The sequence below is a fragment of the Achromobacter sp. genome, assembly GCF_049647645.1.
Classification (GTDB): Bacteria; Pseudomonadota; Gammaproteobacteria; order Burkholderiales; family Burkholderiaceae_B; genus Achromobacter.
In genome coordinates, this window is the sequence record NZ_JBARYB010000059.1 from 1 (window position 1) to 22,109 (window position 22,109).

At 67.2% G+C, this 22,109-nt stretch carries 21 protein-coding genes; 12 read left to right on the forward strand and 9 right to left on the reverse strand.

From position 1 onward, the window contains the following. The 5 genes from WBB14_RS06980 to phbB all read left to right on the forward strand — a co-directional run. Positions 1–507: HlyD family secretion protein (locus WBB14_RS06980; RefSeq protein WP_424239191.1), on the forward strand; the 507-nt coding region annotated here is incomplete at its 5' end. Next, positions 507–3,251, forward strand: a complete 2,745-nt coding sequence (gene rbbA / locus WBB14_RS06985; RefSeq protein ID WP_424239192.1) for a ribosome-associated ATPase/putative transporter RbbA — start codon at positions 507–509, stop codon at positions 3,249–3,251. The genes WBB14_RS06980 and rbbA, both read left to right, overlap by 1 nt. 1 nt (position 3,252) lies before the next feature. Beyond that, positions 3,253–4,377 carry an ABC transporter permease gene (locus tag WBB14_RS06990; RefSeq protein WP_424239193.1) on the forward strand — a complete coding sequence of 375 codons (1,125 nt, stop codon included), beginning with the start codon at positions 3,253–3,255 and terminating at the stop codon, positions 4,375–4,377. Between the two features lie 47 nt (positions 4,378–4,424). Then, entirely contained in the window at positions 4,425–4,892 is a 468-nt protein-coding gene (locus WBB14_RS06995) for a hypothetical protein (RefSeq protein ID WP_424239194.1), read from the forward strand. Beyond that, positions 4,882–5,628: an acetoacetyl-CoA reductase gene (gene phbB, locus WBB14_RS07000; RefSeq protein ID WP_424239195.1), complete on the forward strand. Its 747-nt coding sequence runs from the start codon at positions 4,882–4,884 to the stop codon at positions 5,626–5,628. The genes WBB14_RS06995 and phbB overlap by 11 nt, the downstream gene beginning before the upstream one ends. A gap of 22 nt (positions 5,629–5,650) precedes the next feature. Here the strand turns inward: phbB and WBB14_RS07005 are convergent, their stop codons facing one another. Further along, on the reverse strand, positions 5,651–6,547 hold the full coding sequence (locus tag WBB14_RS07005; protein WP_424239196.1) for a LysR family transcriptional regulator: 897 nt from the start codon (positions 6,545–6,547) through the stop codon (positions 5,651–5,653). A 138-nt stretch (positions 6,548–6,685) separates the two neighbouring features. On the opposite strand from WBB14_RS07005, the gene WBB14_RS07010 reads away from it, so the two are divergent. From WBB14_RS07010 to WBB14_RS07040, 7 genes are all read left to right on the forward strand, one after another. Further along, the gene (locus tag WBB14_RS07010) at positions 6,686–7,303 is read left to right on the forward strand and encodes a nitroreductase family protein (RefSeq protein WP_424239197.1); all 618 of its coding nucleotides are present in this window, start codon (positions 6,686–6,688) and stop codon (positions 7,301–7,303) included. A 20-nt stretch (positions 7,304–7,323) separates the two neighbouring features. After that, complete coding sequence (locus WBB14_RS07015; RefSeq protein ID WP_424239198.1) at positions 7,324–8,202, forward strand: EamA family transporter; 879 nt, start codon at positions 7,324–7,326, stop codon at positions 8,200–8,202. Positions 8,203–8,282: 80 nt separating this feature from the next. Continuing rightward, positions 8,283–8,978, forward strand: a complete 696-nt coding sequence (locus WBB14_RS07020; RefSeq protein ID WP_424239199.1) for an alpha/beta hydrolase — start codon at positions 8,283–8,285, stop codon at positions 8,976–8,978. A gap of 306 nt (positions 8,979–9,284) precedes the next feature. Beyond that, positions 9,285–10,721 carry a cytochrome ubiquinol oxidase subunit I gene (locus WBB14_RS07025; protein ID WP_424239200.1) on the forward strand — a complete coding sequence of 479 codons (1,437 nt, stop codon included), beginning with the start codon at positions 9,285–9,287 and terminating at the stop codon, positions 10,719–10,721. A gap of 4 nt (positions 10,722–10,725) precedes the next feature. Beyond that, positions 10,726–11,733: a cytochrome d ubiquinol oxidase subunit II gene (gene cydB / locus WBB14_RS07030; RefSeq protein WP_424239201.1), complete on the forward strand. Its 1,008-nt coding sequence runs from the start codon at positions 10,726–10,728 to the stop codon at positions 11,731–11,733. Beyond that, complete coding sequence (locus WBB14_RS07035; protein ID WP_424239202.1) at positions 11,733–11,876, forward strand: DUF2474 domain-containing protein; 144 nt, start codon at positions 11,733–11,735, stop codon at positions 11,874–11,876. Before cydB ends, WBB14_RS07035 begins: the two co-directional genes overlap by 1 nt. Before the next feature lie 27 nt (positions 11,877–11,903). After that, on the forward strand, positions 11,904–13,316 hold the full coding sequence (locus WBB14_RS07040; protein ID WP_424239203.1) for a PLP-dependent aminotransferase family protein: 1,413 nt from the start codon (positions 11,904–11,906) through the stop codon (positions 13,314–13,316). Between the two features lie 16 nt (positions 13,317–13,332). On the opposite strand, the gene WBB14_RS07045 is transcribed toward WBB14_RS07040, so the two are convergent. From WBB14_RS07045 to WBB14_RS07080, 8 genes are all read right to left on the reverse strand, one after another. Further along, entirely contained in the window at positions 13,333–13,899 is a 567-nt protein-coding gene (locus WBB14_RS07045; protein WP_424239204.1) for a WG repeat-containing protein, read from the reverse strand. Positions 13,900–13,938: 39 nt separating this feature from the next. Then, complete coding sequence (locus WBB14_RS07050; RefSeq protein WP_424239205.1) at positions 13,939–14,916, reverse strand: Bug family tripartite tricarboxylate transporter substrate binding protein; 978 nt, start codon at positions 14,914–14,916, stop codon at positions 13,939–13,941. 74 nt (positions 14,917–14,990) lie between these two features. Next, complete coding sequence (gene tcuB, locus WBB14_RS07055; RefSeq protein ID WP_424239206.1) at positions 14,991–16,220, reverse strand: tricarballylate utilization 4Fe-4S protein TcuB; 1,230 nt, start codon at positions 16,218–16,220, stop codon at positions 14,991–14,993. After that, positions 16,207–17,622: an FAD-dependent tricarballylate dehydrogenase TcuA gene (gene tcuA / locus WBB14_RS07060; protein ID WP_424239207.1), complete on the reverse strand. Its 1,416-nt coding sequence runs from the start codon at positions 17,620–17,622 to the stop codon at positions 16,207–16,209. The genes tcuB and tcuA overlap by 14 nt, the downstream gene beginning before the upstream one ends. A 77-nt stretch (positions 17,623–17,699) precedes the next feature. Further along, a complete protein-coding gene (locus WBB14_RS07065; RefSeq protein ID WP_424239208.1) occupies positions 17,700–18,626 on the reverse strand; it encodes a LysR family transcriptional regulator in 927 nt (308 codons plus the stop codon). A 62-nt stretch (positions 18,627–18,688) separates the two neighbouring features. Beyond that, positions 18,689–19,597, reverse strand: coding sequence for a c-type cytochrome (locus tag WBB14_RS07070; protein ID WP_424239209.1), 909 nt, complete (start codon positions 19,595–19,597; stop codon positions 18,689–18,691). Then, positions 19,590–20,936: a c-type cytochrome gene (locus WBB14_RS07075; protein ID WP_424239210.1), complete on the reverse strand. Its 1,347-nt coding sequence runs from the start codon at positions 20,934–20,936 to the stop codon at positions 19,590–19,592. The genes WBB14_RS07070 and WBB14_RS07075 overlap by 8 nt, the downstream gene beginning before the upstream one ends. 207 nt (positions 20,937–21,143) lie before the next feature. Then, positions 21,144–21,848 carry a glutathione S-transferase N-terminal domain-containing protein gene (locus WBB14_RS07080; protein WP_424239211.1) on the reverse strand — a complete coding sequence of 235 codons (705 nt, stop codon included), beginning with the start codon at positions 21,846–21,848 and terminating at the stop codon, positions 21,144–21,146. Positions 21,849–22,109 lie beyond the last annotated feature (261 nt).

The window sequence follows — 22,109 nt, forward strand, 5'->3', positions numbered from 1 at the left end:
GCCGAGATCGGCGCGCAATCCGCCGTCACCGCGGCGCTGGCCACCATTACCCGCATCGAGGCCGACATCGCCGACAGCGAGCTGCGCGCGCCGCGCGACGGCCGCGTGCAGTACCGCGTGGCGCAGCCCGGAGAAGTGCTGGGCGCGGGCGGCAAGGTGCTGAACATGGTGGACCTGGCCGACGTCTACATGACGTTCTTCCTGCCCGAGCAGGCGGCCGGCCGCGTGGCCCTGGGCCAGGACGTGCGCATCATCCTCGACGCCGCGCCGCAATACGTCATCCCGGCCAAGGTGTCGTTCGTGGCCAGCACCGCACAATTCACGCCCAAGACAGTCGAGACCGCCAGCGAACGGCAAAAGCTGATGTTCCGCGTCAAGGCCCAGATCAGTCCCGAGCTGCTGCAGCGTCACCTGAAGCAGGTCAAGACCGGCCTGCCGGGCGTAGCCTGGCTCAAGCTCGACGCCGATGCGAAATGGCCCGCCAATCTTGAAGTTCAGGTGCCCTGATGGACTCCCCGGACACCGCCCCCGTGGTGACGCTGTCCGGCGTCAGCCTGCGCTACGGCAAGACGGTGGCGCTGGACGGCATCACGCTGGACATACCCGCAGGACGCATGGTCGGGCTGATCGGCCCGGACGGCGTGGGCAAGTCCAGCCTGCTGGCCCTGATCGCAGGCTCGCGCGCCGTGCAGGAAGGCAAGGTGGATGTGCTGGATGGCGACATGGCCAGCCGCCGCCACCGCGACGCCGTTTGCCCGCGCATCGCCTACATGCCGCAGGGCCTGGGCAAGAACCTGTATCCGACCCTGTCGGTCGAAGAGAACCTGCAATTCTTCGGCCGCCTGTTCGGCCATGACGAAGCCGAGCGCCGCCGCCGCATCGACAGCCTGACTCGCAGCACCGGCATGTCGGCCTTCCTGTCGCGTCCCGCCGGCAAACTGTCCGGCGGCATGAAGCAGAAGCTGGGTCTGTGCTGCGCACTGATCCATGATCCCGACCTGCTGATCCTGGACGAACCCACCACTGGCGTGGACCCGCTGGCGCGTGCGCAGTTCTGGGACCTGATCAACCAGATCCGCCGCGAACGCAGCGGCATGAGCGTGATCGTGGCCACGGCCTACATGGACGAGGCCCAGCGTTTCGACTGGCTGATCGCCATGGACGAAGGCCGGGTGCTGGCCACCGGCACGCCCGCCGAACTGCAACAGCGCACTGGTGCGGATTCGCTGGAAGCCGCCTTCATCGCGCTGCTGCCCGAAGAAAAGCGCCGCGGCCACAAGCCAGTGGAAATCGTGCCGCTGGCCATCGACGAGGACGCCGAAGTCGCCATCGAGGCGCGCGACCTGACCATGCGCTTCGGCGATTTCGTCGCAGTGGACCACGTCAACTTCCGCATCCGCAAGGGCGAGATATTCGGCTTCCTGGGATCCAACGGCTGCGGCAAGTCCACCACCATGAAGATGCTGACGGGCCTGCTGCCCGCCAGCGAGGGAAAGGCCTGGCTGTTCGGCGCCGAGGTCGATCCCCGCAACATCGACACGCGCCGCCGCGTAGGCTACATGTCGCAGGCGTTCTCGCTGTACGGCGAACTGACCGTGAAGCAGAACCTGGTGCTGCATGCGCGCCTGTTCCACGTGCCGGAGTCCGAGATCCCGGCGCGCGTGGACGAGATGACGCAGCGCTTCGACCTGGGCGAGGCGCTGGACGCCTTGCCCGAGAACCTGCCCATGGGCGTGCGCCAACGGCTGTCGCTGGCCGTTGCCATGGTCCACAAGCCCGAACTGCTGATCCTGGACGAGCCGACCTCGGGCGTGGACCCGGTCGCGCGCGACAACTTCTGGCGGCTGCTGATCGCGCTGGCGCGCCACGACCAGGTCACCATCTTCATTTCCACCCACTTCATGAACGAGGCGCAGCGCTGCGACCGCATGTCGCTGATGCATGCGGGCAAGGTGCTGGTGAGCGCATCGCCCGATGAGATCACGCGGATGCGCGGCGCCAAGACGCTGGAAGAGGCGTTCATCGCCTACCTGATCGACGCGGGCGCCGGCACCAAGCCGGAAGATTCGCCTGTCGAAGCCGCTCCCGCCGTGGAGGCCGCGCCCGCCGAGACGCCGGAACACCGCGGCTTCAGCCTGCAGCGCATGCTGAGCTACATGTGGCGCGAATCGCTCGAACTGCGCCGCGACCCGGTGCGCGCCACGCTGGCCCTGGCCGGCTCGCTGCTGCTGATGTTCGTGATGGGCTTCGGCATCAGCATGGACGTGGAAGACCTGCGCTACGCGGTCATGGACCGCGACCAGACCGGCCTGAGCCACAACTACAGCCTGAACCTGGCGGGCTCGCGCTACTTCATCGAACACCCGCCCATCACCAGCTACGAGGAGATGGACGCGCGCATGCGCAGCGGCGAGCTGTCGCTGGCCATCGAAATCCCGCAAGGCTTCGCCCGCGACGCGGAACGCGGCAACGGCGCGCAGATCGGCGTCTGGATCGACGGCGCCATGCCGCAGCGCGCCGAAACCATCCGCGGCTATGTCCTGGGCATGCATCAGGGCTGGCTGATGCAGCAGGCGCGCGAGCGCCTGGGCGCGGGCGCCACCTTGCCCGTCAGCATAGAAACGCGCTTCCGCTACAACCCGGACGTGCGCAGCCTGCCCGCCATGGTGCCCGCCGTGATTCCGCTGCTGCTCTTGATGATGCCGGCGATGCTGACCGCGCTGGCGGTGGTGCGCGAGAAGGAACTGGGTTCCATCATCAATCTGTACGTCACGCCCGTGACGCGGCTGGAGTTCCTGCTGGGCAAGCAGGGTCCCTATGTAGCGCTGGCGATGCTGAATTTCCTCTTGATGACGCTGCTGGCCGTGACGCTGTTCGGCGTGCCCATCACGGGCAGCTTCCTGACGCTGCTGGTAGCCGCCCTGATCTACAACGTGGTGGCCACGGCCATCGGCCTGCTGGCCTCCACTTTCACGCGCAGCCAGATTGCGGCGCTGTTCTTCACCATGATAGGCACGCTGGTGCCCGCGGTGCAGTTCGCCGGCCTGCTCAACCCCGTCTCGTCGCTGGAAGGCGGCGGCCGCCTGATCGGGCAGATCTATCCCGCCACGCACATGCTGACCATCAGCCGCGGCGTCTTCAGCAAGGCCCTGGATTTTTCCAATCTGCAAGGCTCGTTCTGGCCGCTGCTGATCGCCATTCCCGTCATCCTCGGCGCCTCGGTGCTGCTGTTGAAGAAGCAGGAGAGCTGAGATGCGGCACCTGGCCAATATCTACCGCCTGGGCGTGAAGGAGCTGTGGAGCCTGGCGCGCGACCCGATGATGCTGATCCTGATCCTCGTGTCGTTCACGCTGATGATCTACACGGCGGCCACGGCCGTGCCGGAAACGCTGCACAACGCCCCTATCGCCGTGGTGGACGAAGACGTCTCGCCTTTGTCGGCACGCATTACCTCGGCCTTCTATCCGCCGCATTTCACGCCGCCGGAGGTGACGACCTCGGCCGAGGCCGATGCCGGCATGGACGCGGGGCGCTACACGTTCTCGGTCAACATCCCGCCAAACTTCCAGCGCGACGTGCTGGCCGGCAGGCCCGCGGAAATCCAGCTCAACGTGGATGCGACGCGCATGAGCCAGGCCTTCACGGGCAGCAGCTACATCCAGCAAATCATCACCGACGAGATCAACGAATTCGTCAAGCGCTACCGCGCGCCCACCGAGCTGCCGGTGGAGCTGGCCGTGCGCATGCGCTTCAACCCCAATTTGACCCAGGCCTGGTTCGGCGCGCTGATGGAGATCATCAATAACGTCACCATGCTGTCCATCATCCTGACTGGCGCGGCGCTGATCCGCGAGCGCGAGCACGGCACCATCGAGCACCTGCTGGTCATGCCGGTGACGCCGACCGAAATCATGGTCGCCAAGGTCTGGTCGATGGGGCTGGTGGTGTTGGCATCCGCTGGGCTATCGTTGACGTTCGTGGTACGCGGCTTGCTGCAAGTGCCGATCGAAGGATCGGTGGCGCTGTTCCTGGTCGGGGCGGCGCTGCACCTGTTCGCGACAACCTCTATGGGCATATTCATGGCCACGCTTGCGCGCAGCATGCCGCAGTTCGGCATGCTTTTGGTACTAGTGCTGCTGCCCCTGCAAATGCTGTCGGGCGGCACCACGCCGCGCGAGAGCATGCCGCAGTTCGTGCAGGACATCATGCTGGCCGCCCCCACCACCCACTTCGTGGAGCTCGGCCAGGCCATTCTCTACCGCGGCGCGGGCATCAGCGTCGTGTGGCAACCCTTCCTGGCGCTGGCGCTGATAGGCTCGGTCCTGTTCGCGTTCTCCCTGGCGCGCTTTCGCAAGACCCTCAGCCAGATGGCGTGAGGCCTGTGTATTCGTTACCCCTTACCACTCTCTTAAAAGGACGGATGATGAAGAAGACAACTGCCTCCATGCCTCAAGGCCTCGCCAGCGCCAATGCCGCCTACTGCCAGCGCATGGCCCAGCTTGCGCAGGAAAGCCAGCAACGCTGGATCGAACTGGGCCGCCGCCTGGCCGGCGGCAACGCCGAGCAATACCTCGCCACGCTGGCGCCGCTGCAACAGTCCGGCAACTGGCAGGAGCTCGCTCCCGCGCTGGGCGAGATCACCCGCAAGCAGTGGCAAAGCCAGCTTGAAGCCAGCCAGGCCATCACCCACGCGCTGCTGGAAGAGCAGGCCACCCTGGCCTCGGGCATCAGCGAAGCCATGACGGGTTGGCTGAAGCAGGCCAGCGGCGGCGCCATGGGCCTGGATGCCACGCCCATGGCCCAGATCTGGACCACCCTGTCGAACCAGATGGCGTCCGCGTGCTCGGCCATGCGCGACGCCAGCAAGCCGGGAGCCCACCATGACGGCTGAACGCACAGCGCTGGTCACCGGCGGGGCCGGCTGCCTGGGGCAGGCCATCGCGCAGGCCCTGCACGATGCCGGCCACAAGGTCATCATCACCTACCACTCCAGCGAAAGCGCGGCGCGGGCCTGGGTCGACGCGGAAGCGGCTCAGGGCCGCCGCTACGCCATGTACAAGGTGGACGTGGCCGACTATGACTCATGCCAGGCGCTGGCGCGGCGCCTGGAGGAAGACGGCCGCCAGATCGACATCCTGATCAACAACGCCGGCCTCACGCGCGATGCCAGCCTGCGCAAAATGAGCCATGACAATTGGACGGACGTCCTGCGCGGCAACCTGGATTCGATGTTCAACATGACGCAGCCGCTCTGCGGCGCCATGGCCGACCGCGGTTGGGGCCGCATCGTCAACATCTCTTCCGTCAACGGCAGCAAGGGTTCGTTCGGCCAGACCAACTACGCGGCCTCCAAGGCCGGCATCCACGGCTTCACCAAATCCCTGGCGCTGGAACTGGCCAGGAAAGGCGTGACGGTGAACACCGTGTCGCCCGGCTACCTGGCGACCCCCATGGTGGAGGCGGTGCCCGAGGAGGTATTGAAGGAGAAGATCCTGCCGCAGATCCCGTTGGGCCGGCTGGGCCGTCCGGAAGAGGTCGGCGCGCTGGTCGCCTTCATCTGCAGCGACGCCGCCGGCTTCATGACGGGCAGCAATGTCGCCATGAACGGCGGCCAGCACATGTACTGAGCGGCGCCGGGCCGCTGCCGGGTCATTCCTGCGGCGCGCCCAGTTCTTCCAGCAAGAAGTCGACGAAGGCGCGCACCTTGGCCACCATGTGGCGGCGCGACGGATAGACCGCGTACACGTAGGTCTCGTCCGGCTTCCAATCCTGCAGCACTGCCCGCAGCGCGCCGCTGTCCAAGTCCTGCTGCACATAGACGCGCGGCACCAGGCTGACGCCGAAGCCCGCGCGCAGCGCATCGCGCACCGCCAGGCTGGAACTCACCCTGTAGCGTCCGCGCACCGGCACGCGCTCGGTTTCGCCCGCGCGCTTGAAGGTCCATTCGTCCGCATGCCCCGACAAGGTGAACTGCACGCGCTCCATGCCGCGCAACGCCAGCGGCGAGGCTGGCACGCCGTGACGTTCGAAGTATGCCGGCGCGCCGCAAAGCACGTGGTCCAGCGTCATCAGCTTGCGCGCCACCAGGCTGGAATCCTCCAGCCTGTCGGTGCCGCGGATCGCCAGGTCGTAGCCTTCCTTGACGATGTCGATGCGGCGGTCCTCCAGGTTGAGGTCCAGCGATACCTGCGGATAGCGCTCCAGGAAACGCGGCATGGCAGCGGACAGCCGGACCAGGCTCAATGACATGGGCGCGCTGACCCGCAAGGTGCCGGACGGCGCCTGCTGCAGCGGCCCCAGCGATTGCTCGGCTTCGCTCAGGTCGTCCAGGATGCGGGCCACTTGTTCGTAGTAGCGCGCGCCGGCTTCGGTCAGGCTCATCCGGCGAGTGGTGCGGTTGAGCAGCCGCGCCGCCAGGTGGGCCTCCAGTTCGGCGATGTTCTTGCTGACCGCCGCAGGCGACAGCCCCATCTGGCGCGACGCGGCCGCGAAGCCGCCCCGCTCCACCACCTGCCTGAAAACCCTCAGCGCCGTCAGATGATCCATAGATTATTCACCATTAGTGAATGATATTGCCAATGAAATGGATATTATCGCCAACCAAGGATTCAATTAGCCTGTGGACATGGAGTCGGCGCTCATGTGGCGAACCGGCAACCCCAGCAAATCCCAAGGATCGCAGCCATGAACCACGCCCTGACCGACGCAATCGCGCAACGCAATTCCGCCAATTTCTTCGACCCCGCCCGCGGCGTGGACGACGACAACATCCACAACCTGATCTCCTGGGCCACCCGCGCCCCCACCGCCTTCAATCTGCAGAACTGGCGCTTCATCGCCGTGCGCAGCACGGACGGCAAGCGCCGCCTGCGCGAACTGGCCTGGAACCAGCCCAAGGTCAGCGAAGCGGCGGTGACTTTCATCGTGCTGGGCGTGCTGCCCCAGGCCGCCTGGATGGCCGACCGCCTGCAAGCCTCGGTGGACGCGGGCTTCATGCCGGCGGCCATGGTGCCATCGTGGGAAGCCGCGGCCAGCCGCCTCTATGCCGCCTCGCCGCAGACCCGCCGCGACGAGGCGGTGCGCAGCGCCACCTTCGGCGCCTCCACCCTGATGCTGGCGGGGCAGGCCCAGGGCCTGGCGGCCAGCCCGATGACCGGTTTCGACGCCGCCGGCGTGGCCCAGGCCTTCGGCTTGCGCCAGGAAGAAGTGCCGGTCATGCTGGTCGCCATGGGCTACGCGCAGGACGGCAATTGGCCGCAGAAGCCGCGCCGCCCCGTCCACGACGTGCTTGAGCTCGCCTGAGCCCTTGCCGGAGCATGACCATGAACCGCGGTTCCGATCTGCTGCTGACGGCCCTGGCGCCCGCCATCTGGGGCAGCACCTACGTCGTCACCACCCTGATGCTGCCGCAGGACTACCCGCTGACGGTCGCCATGCTACGCGCCCTGCCGGCCGGCCTGCTGCTGTTGCTCGCAGTGCGCCAGTTGCCCCAGGGCATCTGGTGGCTGCGAACCTTCATCCTGGGCGCGCTGAACTTCTCCGTCTTCTGGGCCCTGCTGTTCGTGGCGGCCTACCGCCTGCCGGGCGGCGTGGCCGCCACGCTAGGCGCGATCCAGCCGCTGGTGGTGATCCTGCTGGCGCGCAGCCTGTTGGGCACGCCGGTGCGCGGCCTGTCGGTGCTGGCGGCGCTGGGCGGCCTGGGCGGCGTGGCGCTACTGGTGCTGACGCCCAAGGCCGCGCTGGATCCGGTAGGCATCGCGGCCGGACTGGTCAGCGCCGCCTCGATGGCCCTGGGCACGGTGCTCAGCCGGCGCTGGCAACCGCCGGTGTCGGCGCTCACCTTCACGTCCTGGCAACTGACGGCGGGCGGCATCCTGCTGGTGCCGCTGGCATTCGCCGCGGAACCCGCCCTGCCGCCCCTCACCGCGATGAACGTGGCCGGCATCGCCTACCTGGGCCTGATCGGCGCGGCGCTGACCTATGTGCTCTGGTTCCGGGGCGTGGCGCGGCTGGAACCCGCGGTGGTGTCCTCGCTGGGCTTTCTCAGTCCCATCACGGCGGTGCTGCTGGGCTGGGGCCTCTTGGGCCAACAACTGAGCGCCGCGCAGATCGCCGGCATGGCGATCGTGGTCGCCAGCGTGTGGCTGAGCCAGCGCGCCCAGCGCCTGGCCGTCGCCGCGCCAGCGCCGCGGCCGCTGTAACACGCCGGCACGCAAAAGCAGTAGCGGCGCCGGCGTGGCACGCGCATGATCGTTGCTCCATCCCCGGAAGGAGCCGCACCATGAGCAGCAAACCCAGCATCATTCTTGTCCACGGGTTCTGGGGCGGCGCCGCCCACTGGACCCGAGTCATTCTTGAACTGGTGCGCAAGGGTTATCAAGACCTGCATGCCGTGGAAATGCCCTTGACGTCGCTGGCCGACGACGCCGAACGCACCCGCAAGATGATCGCGCAGCAAAAGGGCCCCGTGCTGCTGGTCGGCCATTCGTATGGCGGCGCGGTCATCAGCGAAGCCGGCACCCAGCCCAACGTGGCCGGCCTGGTGTACATCGCCGCCTTTGCCCCGGATGCGGGCGAAAGCCCCGGCGGGATCACGCAGGAGATGCTGCCTGCGGCCGCGCCCAATCTGGCGCCCGACAGCGACGGCTACCTGTGGCTGCGCGCCGACAAATTCCACGAGAGCTTCTGCCAGGACCTGCCCGCCGACGAAGGGCTGGTCATGGCCGTCACGCAGAAGGCGCCGCTGGCCAGCGCGTTCGGCGAAACGGTATCCGTCCCCGCATGGCGCAGCAAACCGTCCTGGTATCAGATCTCCAGCCAGGACCGGATGATCGCCCCCGAGAACCAGACGCGCATGGCCGCGCGCATGAATACGCGCAAGACCATCACCCTGGACGCGAGCCACGCGTCGCTAGCGTCCCGCGCCGGCGAGGTGGCGGGCCTGATCGACGAAGCGGCGCGCGCCTGCGCCTCGTAGCGGCCTGGCGCCGACCGGGCGGGCTGCGCCTGCAAACATGCGTATCAGGGGACGCACCCGCCTTTTCTGTGCTGCTTTTTTTGTAACTTCGGAAGCTGGAAAATATCTGCAGCACAGATGCTTTCCCTATGAAGCAGGGATGCAGATCCAATAAACCACTCAAACTGATCTGCTTTTTTCTTCTTTCTCTGAATCTGTACTGATAAAGGCTGCGGCTCTAACTTCAGGGTGTAGTTCAAACACCCGTCAGTGCACGCCGTCTTGTGGCGGTTGAGGCGCGCTGGCCTAGAAGTCAGGAATACCGCCATGGATAGCGACGCGCTATTGCTTGCCCGAATACAGTTCGGCTTCACCATCTCGTTTCACATCATCTTCCCCGCCATCACCATCGGCCTGGCCAGCTACCTCGCCGTGCTGGAAGGACTGTGGCTGCGCACGCGCAACACCGTCTACCGCGATCTCTACCATTTCTGGACCAAGATCTTCGCCGTCAACTTCGGCATGGGCGTGGTGTCCGGACTGGTGATGGCGTATCAGTTCGGCACCAACTGGAGTTTCTTCTCCGATTTCGCCGGCAGCGTGACCGGGCCCTTGCTGGCCTATGAAGTGCTGACGGCCTTCTTCCTGGAAGCCGGCTTCCTCGGCGTGATGCTGTTCGGCTGGTCGCGCGTCGGGCCGGGCCTGCATTTCTTTTCGACCGTGATGGTGGCCCTGGGCACGCTGGTGTCGGCCACCTGGATCCTGGCGTCCAACAGCTGGATGCAGACGCCGGCCGGCTACGAGATCCTGGACGGCCGCGTGGTGCCCACGGACTGGCTGGCGGTCATCTTCAACCCGTCCTTCCCCTACCGCCTGGCGCACATGGGCATCGCCGCGTTCCTGGCGACCGCGCTGATGGTGGGCGCCTCCGGCGCCTGGCATATGTTGCGCGGCGACCGCAGCCCGGCCGTGAAGAAGATGTTCGCGATGGCCATGGGCATGCTGCTGCTGGTGGCGCCGCTGCAAGCCGTGGTCGGCGACTTCCATGGCCTGAACACGCTGAAGCACCAGCCCGCCAAGATCGCCGCCATCGAAGGCCATTGGGAAAGCGAGCCCGGCGCCGGCGTGCCGTTGACGCTGTTCGGCATCCCCGACATGGAGCGCGAGGAAACCCGCTACGCGGTGAACATCCCGCGCCTGGGCAGCCTGATCCTCACGCACAGCTGGGACGGCCAGTTCCCCGGCCTGAAGTCGTATCCGCCGGAAGACCGGCCCAACGCCACGGCGGTGTTCTGGTCGTTCCGCGTGATGGCGGGCCTGGGCATGCTGATGATCGCCCTGGCAGCCTGGGCGCTGTGGTCGCGCTGGCGCGGCAAACTGTATGAATCGCGCTGGCTGCATCGCTTTGCGCTGTGGATGGGGCCGTCCGGGCTGATCGCGATCCTGGCCGGCTGGTACGTCACGGAAATCGGCCGTCAGCCCTGGGTGGTGTATGGCGTCATGCGCACCGCCGACGCGGCCACGCCGCACGGGCTGGGCGAACTGACGCTGACGCTGGCGCTGTTCGTGGTGGTGTACCTGCTGGTGTTCGGCGCCGGCGTGTCGTACATGCTGCGCCTGATCCGCATGGGCCCCAGCCCCGCCCCCGGCCACGCGCCGCTGTCGGGCGGCCCGGGCGAACCGCGCCAGCCCTCGCGGCCGCTGTCGGCCGCCTCCACCCTGGCGGGCATCGAGCCCGCGCAACGCAAGCATTCGGGAGTCTGACGCCATGGGCATCGACCTTGCACTGGTATGGGCCGTCATCATCCTGTTCGGCGTGATGATGTACGTAATCATGGATGGCTTCGATCTGGGCATCGGCATCCTCTTTCCGCTGATCCGCGACCGCGAGGAACGCGACGTCATGGTCAACACCGTGGCGCCCGTGTGGGACGGCAACGAGACCTGGCTGGTGCTGGGCGGCGCCGGCCTGATGGCGGCGTTCCCGCTGGCCTACTCGGTGATCCTGAGCGCGCTGCACCTGCCGCTGGTGTTCATGCTGCTGGGCCTGATCTTCCGCGGCGTGGCGTTCGAATTCCGCTTCAAGGCGGACGAACACCACCGTCCGCTGTGGGACCGCGCCTTCGTGCTCGGCTCCGTGTGCGCCACCTTCTTCCAGGGTGTGACGCTGGGCGCCTACATCGAAGGCATCCCGGTGGTGGACCGCGCCTACCCGGGCGGCGCCTGGGACTGGATCAGCCCGTTCTCGCTGTTCACCGGCGCGGGACTGGTGGTGGCCTACGCGCTGCTCGGCTGCACCTGGCTCATCATGAAGACCGAAGGCCGCCTGCACCGCCACATGTGCGACATCGCCCGGCCGCTGACGCTGGCGCTGCTGGCCGTGATCGCGGCGCTCAGCATCTGGACGCCGCTGGCGCAGCCGCAGATCGCGCAGCGCTGGTTCAGCCTGCCGAACATGTTCTGGTTCCTGCCGGTGCCACTGCTGGTCGCGGCGGCCGGCTTTGACCTCATCCGCCGCGTCAAGGGCATGCCCAACGCCGGTCCCTTCATGCTGTCGCTGGCGCTGCTGTTCCTGGGCTACAGCGGCCTGGGCATCAGCATCTGGCCCGCCATCATCCCGCCCGACGTGTCCATCTGGACCGCGTCCGCCCCGCCGCAAAGCCAGGGCTTCGCGCTGGTGGGAGCGCTGGCGATCATTCCGATTATTCTCATGTACACCGCCTGGTCGTACTACGTGTTCCGGGGCAAGGTGCGTCTGGGCGAGGAGTTCCACTGATGAACCGCTCTCAACCCTCCCTGCCCTCGTGGCGCAGCCGCCTGCTCTGGCTGGCGATGATCTGGGCATGCAGCGTCGCGGCGCTGGGCGTGGCCGCCTATGCGCTGCGCCTGGTGATGAGAACCATCGGCATGTCGACCTGAACCCGACCCACGCAAACGGACCCGCCCATGAAGCGCTATGAACGGCTGACAGAAGAAATCACCGCATCGATCCGATCGGGCCTGCTGCAGGCGGGCGACCGCCTGCCCTCGGTGCGGCAAACCAGCGCCAGCCGCGGGGTCAGCCCCTCGACGGTGTTCAAGGCCTACTACTTGCTGGAGGCGCGCGGCCTGATCCGCGCCCGCGACCGCTCCGGCTACTACGTGCTGCGCGCGCCGCACGCCACGCTGCCGGAACTCGACGGCCTGTCCAGCGCCAGCGCTGGACGCCATCCGGTGGACGTCAGCGACAACGTGCTGCAGGTGCTCAACGCCACCTTGCGCCGCGACATGCTGCCCTTCGGCTCGGCCTTTCCCAACCCGTCGCTGCTGCCCTATGGACGCCTGGCGAAGTTCATGGCGTCCACGGTCCAGCGCCTGGATCCCTGGGGCTCGATCGACGACCTCAGCCCGGGCGACGCCGCGCTGCGCCGCGCCATCGCGCTGCGCTACCTGGCCGACGGCATGTCCGTGCCGGTGGACGACATCATCATCACCAACGGCGCGCTGGACGCGCTGAACCTGAGCCTGGCGGCGGTCACCAGCCCCGGCGACGCGGTCATCGTCGAGTCCCCCACCTTCTACGCCGCGCTGCAATCGCTGGAACGCAATCACCTGCACGCGATCGAAGTGGCCACGCACCCGCGCGAAGGCATAGACCTGCAGGCACTGGAGCAAGCCATCCTGCGCCATCGTCCCAAGGCCTGCTGGCTCATGACCAACTTCCAGAATCCGCTGGGCAGCCTGATGCCCGACGACAAGAAGGAAGCCCTGGTGCGGCTGCTGGCCAGCCACGACGTGGCCCTGATCGAGGACGACGTCTACGGCGAGCTGTACTTCGGCGAGAGCCGACCGCGCCCGGCCAAGGCCTTCGATCGCGATGGCATCGTGATGCACTGCTCCTCGTTCTCCAAGACCCTGGCGCCGGGCTACCGCGTGGGCTGGGTCGCCGCGGGCCGCTATACGCGGCGCATCATGCGCAACAAGCTCACCACCAGCCTGGCGACCGCGGCGCCCACCCAGGCCGCCATCGCCGCCTATCTGGAAAAAGGCGGCTTCGACCGCCACCTGCGCCAATTCCGCCAGGCGCTGGCCCAGCAGCAAGGGGAGCTGCTGCAAGCCATCGCCCGTTATTTCCCCAAGGGCACGCGCGCCACGCGGCCGATGGGAGGCTACTTCGTATGGGTCGAGCTGCCGGCGCACATCGACACGCTCAAGGTGCACCGCGCCGCGCTTGATCATGGCATCAGCATCGCGCCGGGCCCGCTGTTCTCGGCGTCCGGCGCCTTCGGCAACTTCCTGCGGTTGAACGGCGGGCATCCCTGGAATCCGGAGATGGAACAAGGCATGGCGACATTGGGGAAGCTGCTGGCCGGCGGCTGATCCGCGGGCGCCACGCTCAGCGCTTTCTCGCGGCTTCCAGCTCGCTGCGCAAGGATGCCGCGTCCGGCCGCAGCGGCAGCACCAGCGCGCCCTTGCGGTCGATCGCGCCCCAATCGCCGCCGACCACCACCGAGTGCTCGCCTTCCGGCACGATGACGCAACGGCTGCAGACCGCGGCCAGGCCGCCGCTGAAAGGCTCGGCCCACGCATAGGAGGTGGCCAGCGCCAGGTTCAGCTGCCTGTCGTAGTACGCCATGCCTTCCGGCCGGCGCCCGCGCGCCAGCCCTTCCTCGAACTCGTCCGGGCCATTGTCGTACGTGATCACCGGCACCGACCGGCCATCCGGCCGCACCCAGCGCCAGGCGTCGCCGACGCCGGCGGGCGTCAAGCCATCGTCACCGAATTGCATCCGGCGCAGGATCTCGGGATTAAAGACGATGCCGCCGCTTTCCTCGCGGGCGCAATGTTCCACGATATCGAACACGCCTTCGTCGGTCTTGTCCGAATAGATGCAGGAAAGTTCGAAGGCGGCGCCGTTACCCGACGCCAGGGCCAGCGTCGTAAGCAGGGCAGTAATCAGCATGCGCCATTCTAAGATACCGCCCCCGGCATGCCACCGGCCTCAGTTCGCCGTCGCGCCCGAGTCCTTGACCGCCTTGGCCCAGGCCGCGATCTCGCTCTGGATGAAGGCGCCAAACGCCGCGGTGTTCAGGCTGGAAGCCTGCGCGCCCTCTTCCATCAGACGCTGCTTGACGGCCGGCGCGGCCAGCGCGTCGCTCAGGGCCTGGTTCAGCGTCGCAACCACCGCGTCCGGCGTGCCGGCCGGCGCGACGATGCCGTGCCACGACACGGCCTGAAAGCCTGGCAGACCCGATTCCGCCATCGTCGGAATGTCCGGCATGGCGGGCGAGCGCTGCGGCGAGGTGACAGCCAGCGCGCGCAGCGTGCCGGCCTTCACGTGCGGCAGCACGCCGGGGATGGTCGTGAACATGAAGTCGATCTGGCCGCCGATCAGGTCGGTGATGGCGGGGCTGCCGCCCTTGTAGGGGATGTGCGTGAACTGGAGTTTGGCGGCGCTCTTGAACATCTCGCCGGCCAGGTGGCCGGGCGTACCCGCGCCGGCCGAGCCCATGTTGATCTTGTCGCCCTGCGAACGGATGTAGGCGACCAGCTCCTGCACATTCGCGGCCTGCACCTGTTTGCCCACCACCAGCACATTGGGCACCGTGGCCAGCAGCGTCACGGGCGTGAAGTCCTTCACGGCGTCATAGGAGATGCGCGAGTACAAGGACGGGTTGATGCCATGCGTGCTGGCGGTGGCCAGCAGCAGCGTGTAGCCGTCCGGCGCGGAGGTGGCCACCTGCTTGGCGGCGATGGTGCCATTGGCGCCGCCCTTGTTGTCGATGACGATGGTCTGCCCAAGGGTCTTGGCGGCCTCGGCGGCGACCGTGCGCGCAAGAATGTCCGAGGTGCCGCCCGCGGAATGCGGCACCACCAGCGTAATCGGCTTCGTGGGGAAGGACTGGGCTTGCGCCGCCGGCAAGGCCGGCAGCAGACAGGCGGCCAGCGCGGCGCGCGCCAGCAAGGAAGTACGGAACATTGAAGTCTCCTGGTTTGTTATCGGTCGCGGCGCCGTCGGCGGGCGCCGTCAAATCACCGCGGCTGCGCGGCCCTTCAGTCCGAGCCCAGCTGCAGCTTGTTGGGCTGGCGTTTCTCGATGGCCCACTTCAGCAACGCGGCCGAACGGTAGATGCCGTGGGCGAACTTGCCGTAGGGCAGGGTCAGGAACAGCGCCATCACCACGCCCAGGTGGATCGCCAGCAGCAGCGCCATCGCACTACCGTCGCGGCCAGCCAACAAGGCCAGGCCGGTGGCGCTGGTCAGGAACAGCAGCGCGATGAAGCCGCGATCCATGGGTTTTTGCGCCGCGTCGCCCTGCTGCGGATGGCGCTTGAGGTTCAGCCACAGCAGCCCCGCCGGCCCGATCAGCAGGCCGATGCCGCCCGCCGTGCCCAGCAGCACCGGCGCGCTCCAGAACGGATACGGCGCCTGCAGGTCCAGCAGATAGTGGTACAGCGTCGCCACGCAGGTGGCGGCGAAGCACAGCATGAAGCCGTAGAACGTGAAGTGGTGGAACCGGCGGCGCCACAAGGTGAAGGCGTCGTCCGCGTTGTTGCAGCCCTTGCCGTGCCCCCCATCCAGATAGCGCAACCGCAGCGCGTCATGCGCCGCTTCCGCCACCGCGGCGCCCGTGGCCGCCCCCGGGCTGATGTTGCGCCAGAAGCGCGTCACGCCCACGCCCAAGGCCAGCATCGAAAAGCCGAACACCACGCCGAACATCAGCGCCAGCGTGTTGTGCGGGAACACGGCATAAAAATTGCCGGCCATCGGTTCGTGGAACAGGCCGCCCGCCATCAGCACGGCCAACGTCAGGAACAGCGCCAGGCCGGCGGCAGTTGCCAGCGACACCACCAGACCATTGCGCTTGTACAGCGCGCCCAGCGCCTCGGGCCAGGCGTAATCGGTGTAGGTCTGCATCCGGACCCGGGCCATGGCCTGCGGCACGTTCACCGCGAACTCGTGCGGCGGCGCGTACTGGCAAGCGTGCAAACAAGCGCCGCAGTTGTGGCACAGGTTGGCCAGGTAGTTCAAATCGGCCTTGCCGAATTCCAGGCGGCGGGTCATGGCGGGAAACACCGCGCAAAATCCCTCGCAATAACGGCAGGCGTTGCAGATCTGCATGACGCGCGCGACTTCGGTTTCATCGCCGGTCAGAAGCTCCGCCTGGGGCTTGGCCTGTTTGCCTAGCCAGCGTACCGGCTGCTCGGCCATGACGGGCGCCGCCTCGGCATGCGGCGTGGAAAAAGACTGAGCCTCGCGGGCCAGGGCTTCAAGCTGCTTCATGGTGTGCTTCCGCATTGTGCAGGCCGCGCGCGGCCGCTGCGGCCTGAGTGCCGGCGATACGGCCGAAGGCCGTGCCGATGGACATGCCCACCCCGGCCGTGTAGCCCTTGCCCAGCACATTGCCGGCCATCATTTCGCCCGCGACGAACAGGTTGTCGCTGGGCACGTCGTTGAACCGGACCGCGGCGGTGTCGTCCACCTTCAGGCCCAGGTAGGTGAAGGTGATGCCGGGGCGCAAGGCATAGCCATAGAACGGCGCCGTGTCGATGGGCCGCGCCCAGTGCGTCTTGGCCGGCGCCAGCCCTTCGGTATGGCAGTCGTCCAGCGCGGTGTGGTCGAACTTGCCGACGCGGCAGGCCGCGTTGTAGTCGCGCAAGGTCTGCTCGAAGACCGCCGGGTCCAGTCCCAGTTTCACGGCCAGTTCCGGCAAGGTGTCGGCCTGCACGCCGGGAAACACCGGCGGCATGAAGCGGCCCACGGCCTTCGCGTCGATGATGGAATAGGCGATCTGGCCCGGCTGCATGGCCGTCAGGCGGCCCCAGATCGCATAGCGCTTGGGCCAGAAGTCCTCGCCCTCGTCATAGAAGCGCCGCGCCTCGCGATTGACCACCACGCCCAGCGACACGCAGTCGATGCGGGTGCAGATGCCGCCGTCGTACAGCGGCGCGCGCGCATCGATCGCCACGCAATGCGACTGCGACGGATCGCCGATGCTGTCCGCGCCCGCGTCCAGCATGAACTTCAGCAACACGCCCATGTTGTAGCGGGTGCCGCGGATCAGGAAATTGTCGGCCGGCCATTCGCCGCGCTCGTTCTGGCCCCAGGCCTCGCGCAGCCACTCGCGATTGGACTCAAAGCCGCCGGCCGCCAGCACGCAGGCGCGCGCCTCGATGCGTTCATCGCCGACGCGCGCCGCCACGAAGCGGCCGCCCTCCAGCTCCAGCGAGTCGACCGGGGCGTCGTAGCGGATCTGCACGCCCAGCGCCTCGGCGCTACGGTAATAGGCGTTGACCAGGGCCTTGCCGCCGCCCATGAAGAAGGCGTTGGTGCGCGCCACGTGCAGCGCGCCAGACAGCGGCGGCTGGAAGTTCACGCCGTGGCGGCGCATCCAGTCCCTACAGGTGGAGGATTCGCGGATGACCAGGCGCGCCAGATGCTCGTTGGTCAGCCCGCCCGTCACCTTGAGCAGGTCCTGCCAGTATTCTTCCTCGGGATAGGCCTCGATCAGCACGTCCTGCGGCGCATCGTGCATGCAGCGCAGATTGCGCGTGTGCTGCGAATTGCCGCCGCGCCACTCGCGCGGCGCCGCTTCCAGCAGCAGCACGCTGGCGCCGGCCTCGCGCGCCATCAGGGCCGCGCACAGCGCCGCGTTGCCCCCTCCCACCACCAAGACATCGACCATGCCGTTGTTCCTCTTGCAAGGAACAGACTGTAGCGAGCAGAAGAGCCCGCCGATATCAGCCAGGCGTCAACAGGTCTTCATGAATCGTGAAGGGTCACCACCGGCCATTTGCCCTCGCGCGCCAGCGCGCGCGAGACGTCCGCCAGCACCAGCCGGGCGGCCAGGGCCGCGGGCGACAGTTCGTCCTCCGACAGGCTGGCCAGCAGATTGGGGCGGTACAGGTGCGCGTCGTCGATACGCGCCATGTGCAGCTGGCCCGGCGCGATCCGCGCCATGGCGGAGCTGGGCTGGATGGTGGCCACGCGGCCCAGTTGCACCACGTCCATCAGCACCGGCAGGCCGTCGACCTCCACCGCCACCAGCGGCGCGCGGCCCGACTGCTGGTACGCGTTATTGACCAGCGCCCGCAGCCCGTGGCGCCCGCTGGGCAGGACCAGCGGCAGATGCGCGATGGCTTCGATGCGGGTGGTCTCCCCCGCCGGCAGCCCCGCCATGGCCGGATGCGCCAACAGGAACAGCGGCTCGTCCAGCAAGGGCATGACGCTCCAGCGGCGCGCGGATTCGGCCTGGAACACGATGGCCACATCCAGCATGCGGCCGTTGAGCATGTCGCTCAAATGGCCCGACAGCGCCTCCACCAGATGCAGGCGAATGTCGGGATAGCGTTCATTCATGGCCTGCACGAAATGCGCGCCCAGGATGGCGGCGGTAGTGGAAGGCAGGCCCACGCTGACATGGCCGGCCAGCCTGGCCTGCTGCGCGGCCTGCACGGCGTCGTCGGCGTGGCGCAGCGCCAGCTGCGCCTGGCGGAAGAACGCCAGGCCCGCGTCGGTGGGCTCCACGCCGCTGGCGCTGCGCCGCAGCAGCCGGGTGGACAATTCGCCCTCCAGCCGGCTGATCTGCTGGCTGAGCGCGGAGGTCACCATGCCGATGGACTGCGCGGCGCGGCCGATGCTGCCCGCCTCCACGACGCGGACGAAGTAACGCAGTTGGCGCAGTTCCATGGGCGGCCCCGGCTTTCCGTAAGGGATGACAGGGCCGATTGTAGAGGCTGGGCCGCAACGCCTCAGTAGCGTGCGTCCTTCGGCTTCTTGCCCTGCGGCCAGTCCCGGTCCTTGCCGGCGAAGTCCGGGCGCGGCATGTGGGTGAAGTATTCGGCCACGTCCACCGCGTCCTGGTCGGACAGCACTCCGCCCTCGCCCCAACTGCCATGCGTGTTCACGCCCATCGGCATGCTGTTGCGGATGAAGGCCGCGGCTTTGTAGGTGCGCGCCAGGCCCGCGCCGATGTTGAAGGACTCGTCGCCCCACAAGGGCGGAAAGGCGATGTCGCCCGAATGGTCCTTCTTGCCCTCGCCGTTGGCGCCGTGGCAAGACGCGCATTGGGCCGCATACAGGCTCTTGCCGCGCACCGGATCGGGCACCAGCTTGGTGTCTATGGGCCAGGCGTTTTCGATCTGCACTTTGGCACCGTGCGGCACGTCCTGGGCCAGCCACTTCATGTAGGCGATCATGGCCTTCATCTCGGCCGAGTCCTTCTCCAGCGGCTTGCCGTTCATCGAACGCATGAAACAGCCGTTGATGCGGTCCTCCAGCGTCACCACCCGGTTGGCGCGGGGATTGAACTGCGGGAAGGTGTTGACCGTGTTGATATAGGGCGCGCCCAGCGGCTTCTTGCCTCCCTGCACGTGGCAACTGTTGCAGTTCAGGCTGGCGCCCGTGTTCTGCGGCAGCAGGCGGCGCGTCTCGGTCAAGAGGCGCTTGCCGTAGTTGATCTGGTCCGCGTTGGGCTGCGCGGCGATCTGGGTATCCGAGGGAATGGTGTAGTCCGGCAAACGCTTGCCGTCCTTGTCCAGCACCGGAAAGGTGTTGCGCGCGCCTTGCGCCGCGGCCCCGGGTTCGGCCGTGGCGACGGTCCAGCCGCCCACGGCGACCACTGCCGCCAGCAGCGCGGCGATCCTGATGTGCTTACTCATGCTTGCCTCCGCCGATGTTCGGCTTCTTGCTGGCCAGGAACTCGCGGATATGCGCGACGTCCTTCTCGCCGATCGCGGGCGCCTGGTTGGTCCATTCCGTGCGGATGAAATTGATCACGTCTGTGATATCGCGATCGCTCAGGTGCTTGAAGCCCGGCATCGCGAACGTCATGGCATCCGTGTCGTTCGACGGCATCCTGCCGCCCTCCAGGGTGATCTGGATGATGGACTGCGGGTTCTGCGCAAACACCGCCGAATTGCCGGCCAGCGCCGGGAAGATGCGCGCCATGCCCTGCCCGTCGGCGCGATGGCACACCACGCACTGCTCCACGTAGATGACCGCGCCGCGCGAGTCGTAGCGGCCGTCGCGCAGGGATGCGGTGGTGCTGTCGGCCTTGGGCGGGAAGGCGGCGAGCTTGCCGCCCGCCGCGGGCAATTGCTTCAGGTAGGCCGCGATGCTGGCGAGGTCGCCATCGGTGAAATAACGCGTGCTGTGCTCGACCACGTCGGCCATGGCGCCAAAGGCTGCGACCTTGTCGGTGCGGCCCGTCTTCAGGAACAGTTCGATGTCCTGCGCGCTCCAGGATTGCAGGCCCTGGGCCTCGCCGCGCAGGCTCTTGGCGCGCCAGCCGTCGATCACCGCGCCGGACAGGAAGGCGTCGCCGTCCGCCAGGGATAGCGCCTGCTCCTGGTAAGCCAGGCCGCGCGGCGTGTGGCAGGCGCCGCAGTGGCCCGGGCCTTCGACCAGATAGGCGCCGCGCACCAGCTTTTCATCGGCGCCGGCCGGGGCCGCGAACTCGCGCTTGCCCGCGAACAGCAGCTGCCACCAGGCCATGGGCCAGCGCATGTTCAGCGGCCAAGGTATGGTGGAATCCGCGCTGGGCTGGCTGACGGGCTCGACCTGCGACATGAAGTAGGCGTACAGCGCCTGGATGTCCGCGTCCGGCATGATGGCGTACGACGGGTACGGCATGGCCGGATACAGGGGCGTGCCGTCCTTGCGGATGCCGTATTGCACCGCGTTCTTGAAATCCGCGTAGCTGTATCCGCCGATGCCCGTCTGCTTGTCGGGCGTGATGTTCGACGAATAGATGGTGCCGACCGGCGTCTGCATCGACAGGCCGCCCGCAAAGGGCTTGCCATTGGGCACGCTGTGACAGGCCACGCAGTCGCCCGTGCGCGCGATGTAGGCGCCGGCCTCGACCAGCCGCCTGTCGTTGATGTCCACGGACGCCGTGGTGTCGGCCTTGCGATTCGCGGTCAGCAGCTGCGCGCCGCCGATAGCCAGGCCCGCTGCCGCCAGCAGGCCGACCACCGCCTTGATCCCGATCCTCTTCATTACTGCCCTCCGTAGCCGCTGGGCAGCGTGCACGTCGGGGTGTTCTACGGCCTGTCCAGCTTATGGAGGAAGCTTACGCCTTTCAGTAATAAGTTAATGACCGAAAAGCATATAACTTGCGGGCTTGTTTGATTTGCCGCAAGCCCGCTGCAGGCGGCGGGAAACCGGAAGCACGCGGCCGCTCAGGCAGCGGCCGCGCAGTCGCCCTCAGACTTGGGCGGGTATCGTCAGGCCCCGGGCCACCGCCGGGCGGGCCACGAAAGCCTCCAGCACCCGGGCAACATTCTTAAAGCGCGAAAACTCCACCAGCTCGCCCGCACCATAGAAGCCCACCAGGTTGCGCACCCAGGGCAGAATGGCGATGTCGGCAATGGTGTACTCATCGCCCATCACCCAGTCGCGCCCCTCAAGACGCTGGTCCAGCACGTTCAGCAGACGCTTGGATTCTTCCACGTAGCGGTCGCGCGGACGCTTGTCCTCGTAGTCCTTGCCGGCGAACTTGTGGAAGAAGCCCAACTGGCCGAACATCGGACCGATGCCGCCCATCTGGAACATGATCCACTGCAGCGTCTCGTAACGCCCCGCCGTATCCGCCGGCAGGAACTTGCCCACCTTGCTGGCCAGGTAGATCAGGATCGCGCCGGACTCGAACAGGGCCAGCGGCTTGCCGTCGGGGCCATTGGGGTCGAGGATGGCCGGGATCTTGTTGTTCGGGCTCAGCGACAGGAATTCGGGGGAAAACTGATCCTTGGCGTCGAAGCTGACCCGATGGACCTCGTAGGGCAGCCCGGTTTCCTCCAGCAGGATCGACACCTTCACGCCGTTGGGCGTGGGCAGCGAATACAGCTGGATGCGGTCGGGGTGCTGGGCGGGCCACTTCTTGGTGATGGGGAAGGCGCTGAGGTCGGTCATGCGGGGGGCTCCAGGGGGAGGGGCGGATTGGTCGGAGTAATCCTAGCGCAAATCCGCCTGGCGCAAATCCGGGAGCCCGCGCCGCTGCCGGGGGCCGCGCCTAGCGCAGATCCTCGGGATTCATCGATGCATCACGCACGTACTTGTCGCCCGGCACAGGCTGCAGCGTGGCTTCGATCTCCGGGGGGAACGCCGGAATCTTGCTGGTCTGCATGACCGCCCAGCGCATGATGGCGTGCAGGTAGTTGAACGGCATCATCG

Excerpts from the sequence above, each read along its gene's own strand:
- rbbA (WP_424239192.1), top strand. The coding sequence starts at position 507 with ATGGACTCCCCGGACACCGCCCCCGTGGTGACGCTGTCCGGCGTCAGC.
- WBB14_RS06990 (WP_424239193.1), top strand. The coding sequence starts at position 3,253 with ATGCGGCACCTGGCCAATATCTACCGCCTGGGCGTGAAGGAGCTGTGG.
- WBB14_RS06995 (WP_424239194.1), top strand. The coding sequence starts at position 4,425 with ATGAAGAAGACAACTGCCTCCATGCCTCAAGGCCTCGCCAGCGCCAAT.
- phbB (WP_424239195.1), top strand. The coding sequence starts at position 4,882 with ATGACGGCTGAACGCACAGCGCTGGTCACCGGCGGGGCCGGCTGCCTG.
- WBB14_RS07005 (WP_424239196.1), bottom strand. The coding sequence starts at position 6,547 with ATGGATCATCTGACGGCGCTGAGGGTTTTCAGGCAGGTGGTGGAGCGG.
- WBB14_RS07010 (WP_424239197.1), top strand. The coding sequence starts at position 6,686 with ATGAACCACGCCCTGACCGACGCAATCGCGCAACGCAATTCCGCCAAT.
- WBB14_RS07015 (WP_424239198.1), top strand. The coding sequence starts at position 7,324 with ATGAACCGCGGTTCCGATCTGCTGCTGACGGCCCTGGCGCCCGCCATC.
- WBB14_RS07020 (WP_424239199.1), top strand. The coding sequence starts at position 8,283 with ATGAGCAGCAAACCCAGCATCATTCTTGTCCACGGGTTCTGGGGCGGC.
- WBB14_RS07025 (WP_424239200.1), top strand. The coding sequence starts at position 9,285 with ATGGATAGCGACGCGCTATTGCTTGCCCGAATACAGTTCGGCTTCACC.
- cydB (WP_424239201.1), top strand. The coding sequence starts at position 10,726 with ATGGGCATCGACCTTGCACTGGTATGGGCCGTCATCATCCTGTTCGGC.
- WBB14_RS07035 (WP_424239202.1), top strand. The coding sequence starts at position 11,733 with ATGAACCGCTCTCAACCCTCCCTGCCCTCGTGGCGCAGCCGCCTGCTC.
- WBB14_RS07040 (WP_424239203.1), top strand. The coding sequence starts at position 11,904 with ATGAAGCGCTATGAACGGCTGACAGAAGAAATCACCGCATCGATCCGA.
- WBB14_RS07045 (WP_424239204.1), bottom strand. The coding sequence starts at position 13,899 with ATGCTGATTACTGCCCTGCTTACGACGCTGGCCCTGGCGTCGGGTAAC.
- WBB14_RS07050 (WP_424239205.1), bottom strand. The coding sequence starts at position 14,916 with ATGTTCCGTACTTCCTTGCTGGCGCGCGCCGCGCTGGCCGCCTGTCTG.
- tcuB (WP_424239206.1), bottom strand. The coding sequence starts at position 16,220 with ATGAAGCAGCTTGAAGCCCTGGCCCGCGAGGCTCAGTCTTTTTCCACG.
- tcuA (WP_424239207.1), bottom strand. The coding sequence starts at position 17,622 with ATGGTCGATGTCTTGGTGGTGGGAGGGGGCAACGCGGCGCTGTGCGCG.
- WBB14_RS07065 (WP_424239208.1), bottom strand. The coding sequence starts at position 18,626 with ATGGAACTGCGCCAACTGCGTTACTTCGTCCGCGTCGTGGAGGCGGGC.
- WBB14_RS07070 (WP_424239209.1), bottom strand. The coding sequence starts at position 19,597 with ATGAGTAAGCACATCAGGATCGCCGCGCTGCTGGCGGCAGTGGTCGCC.
- WBB14_RS07075 (WP_424239210.1), bottom strand. The coding sequence starts at position 20,936 with ATGAAGAGGATCGGGATCAAGGCGGTGGTCGGCCTGCTGGCGGCAGCG.
- WBB14_RS07080 (WP_424239211.1), bottom strand. The coding sequence starts at position 21,848 with ATGACCGACCTCAGCGCCTTCCCCATCACCAAGAAGTGGCCCGCCCAG.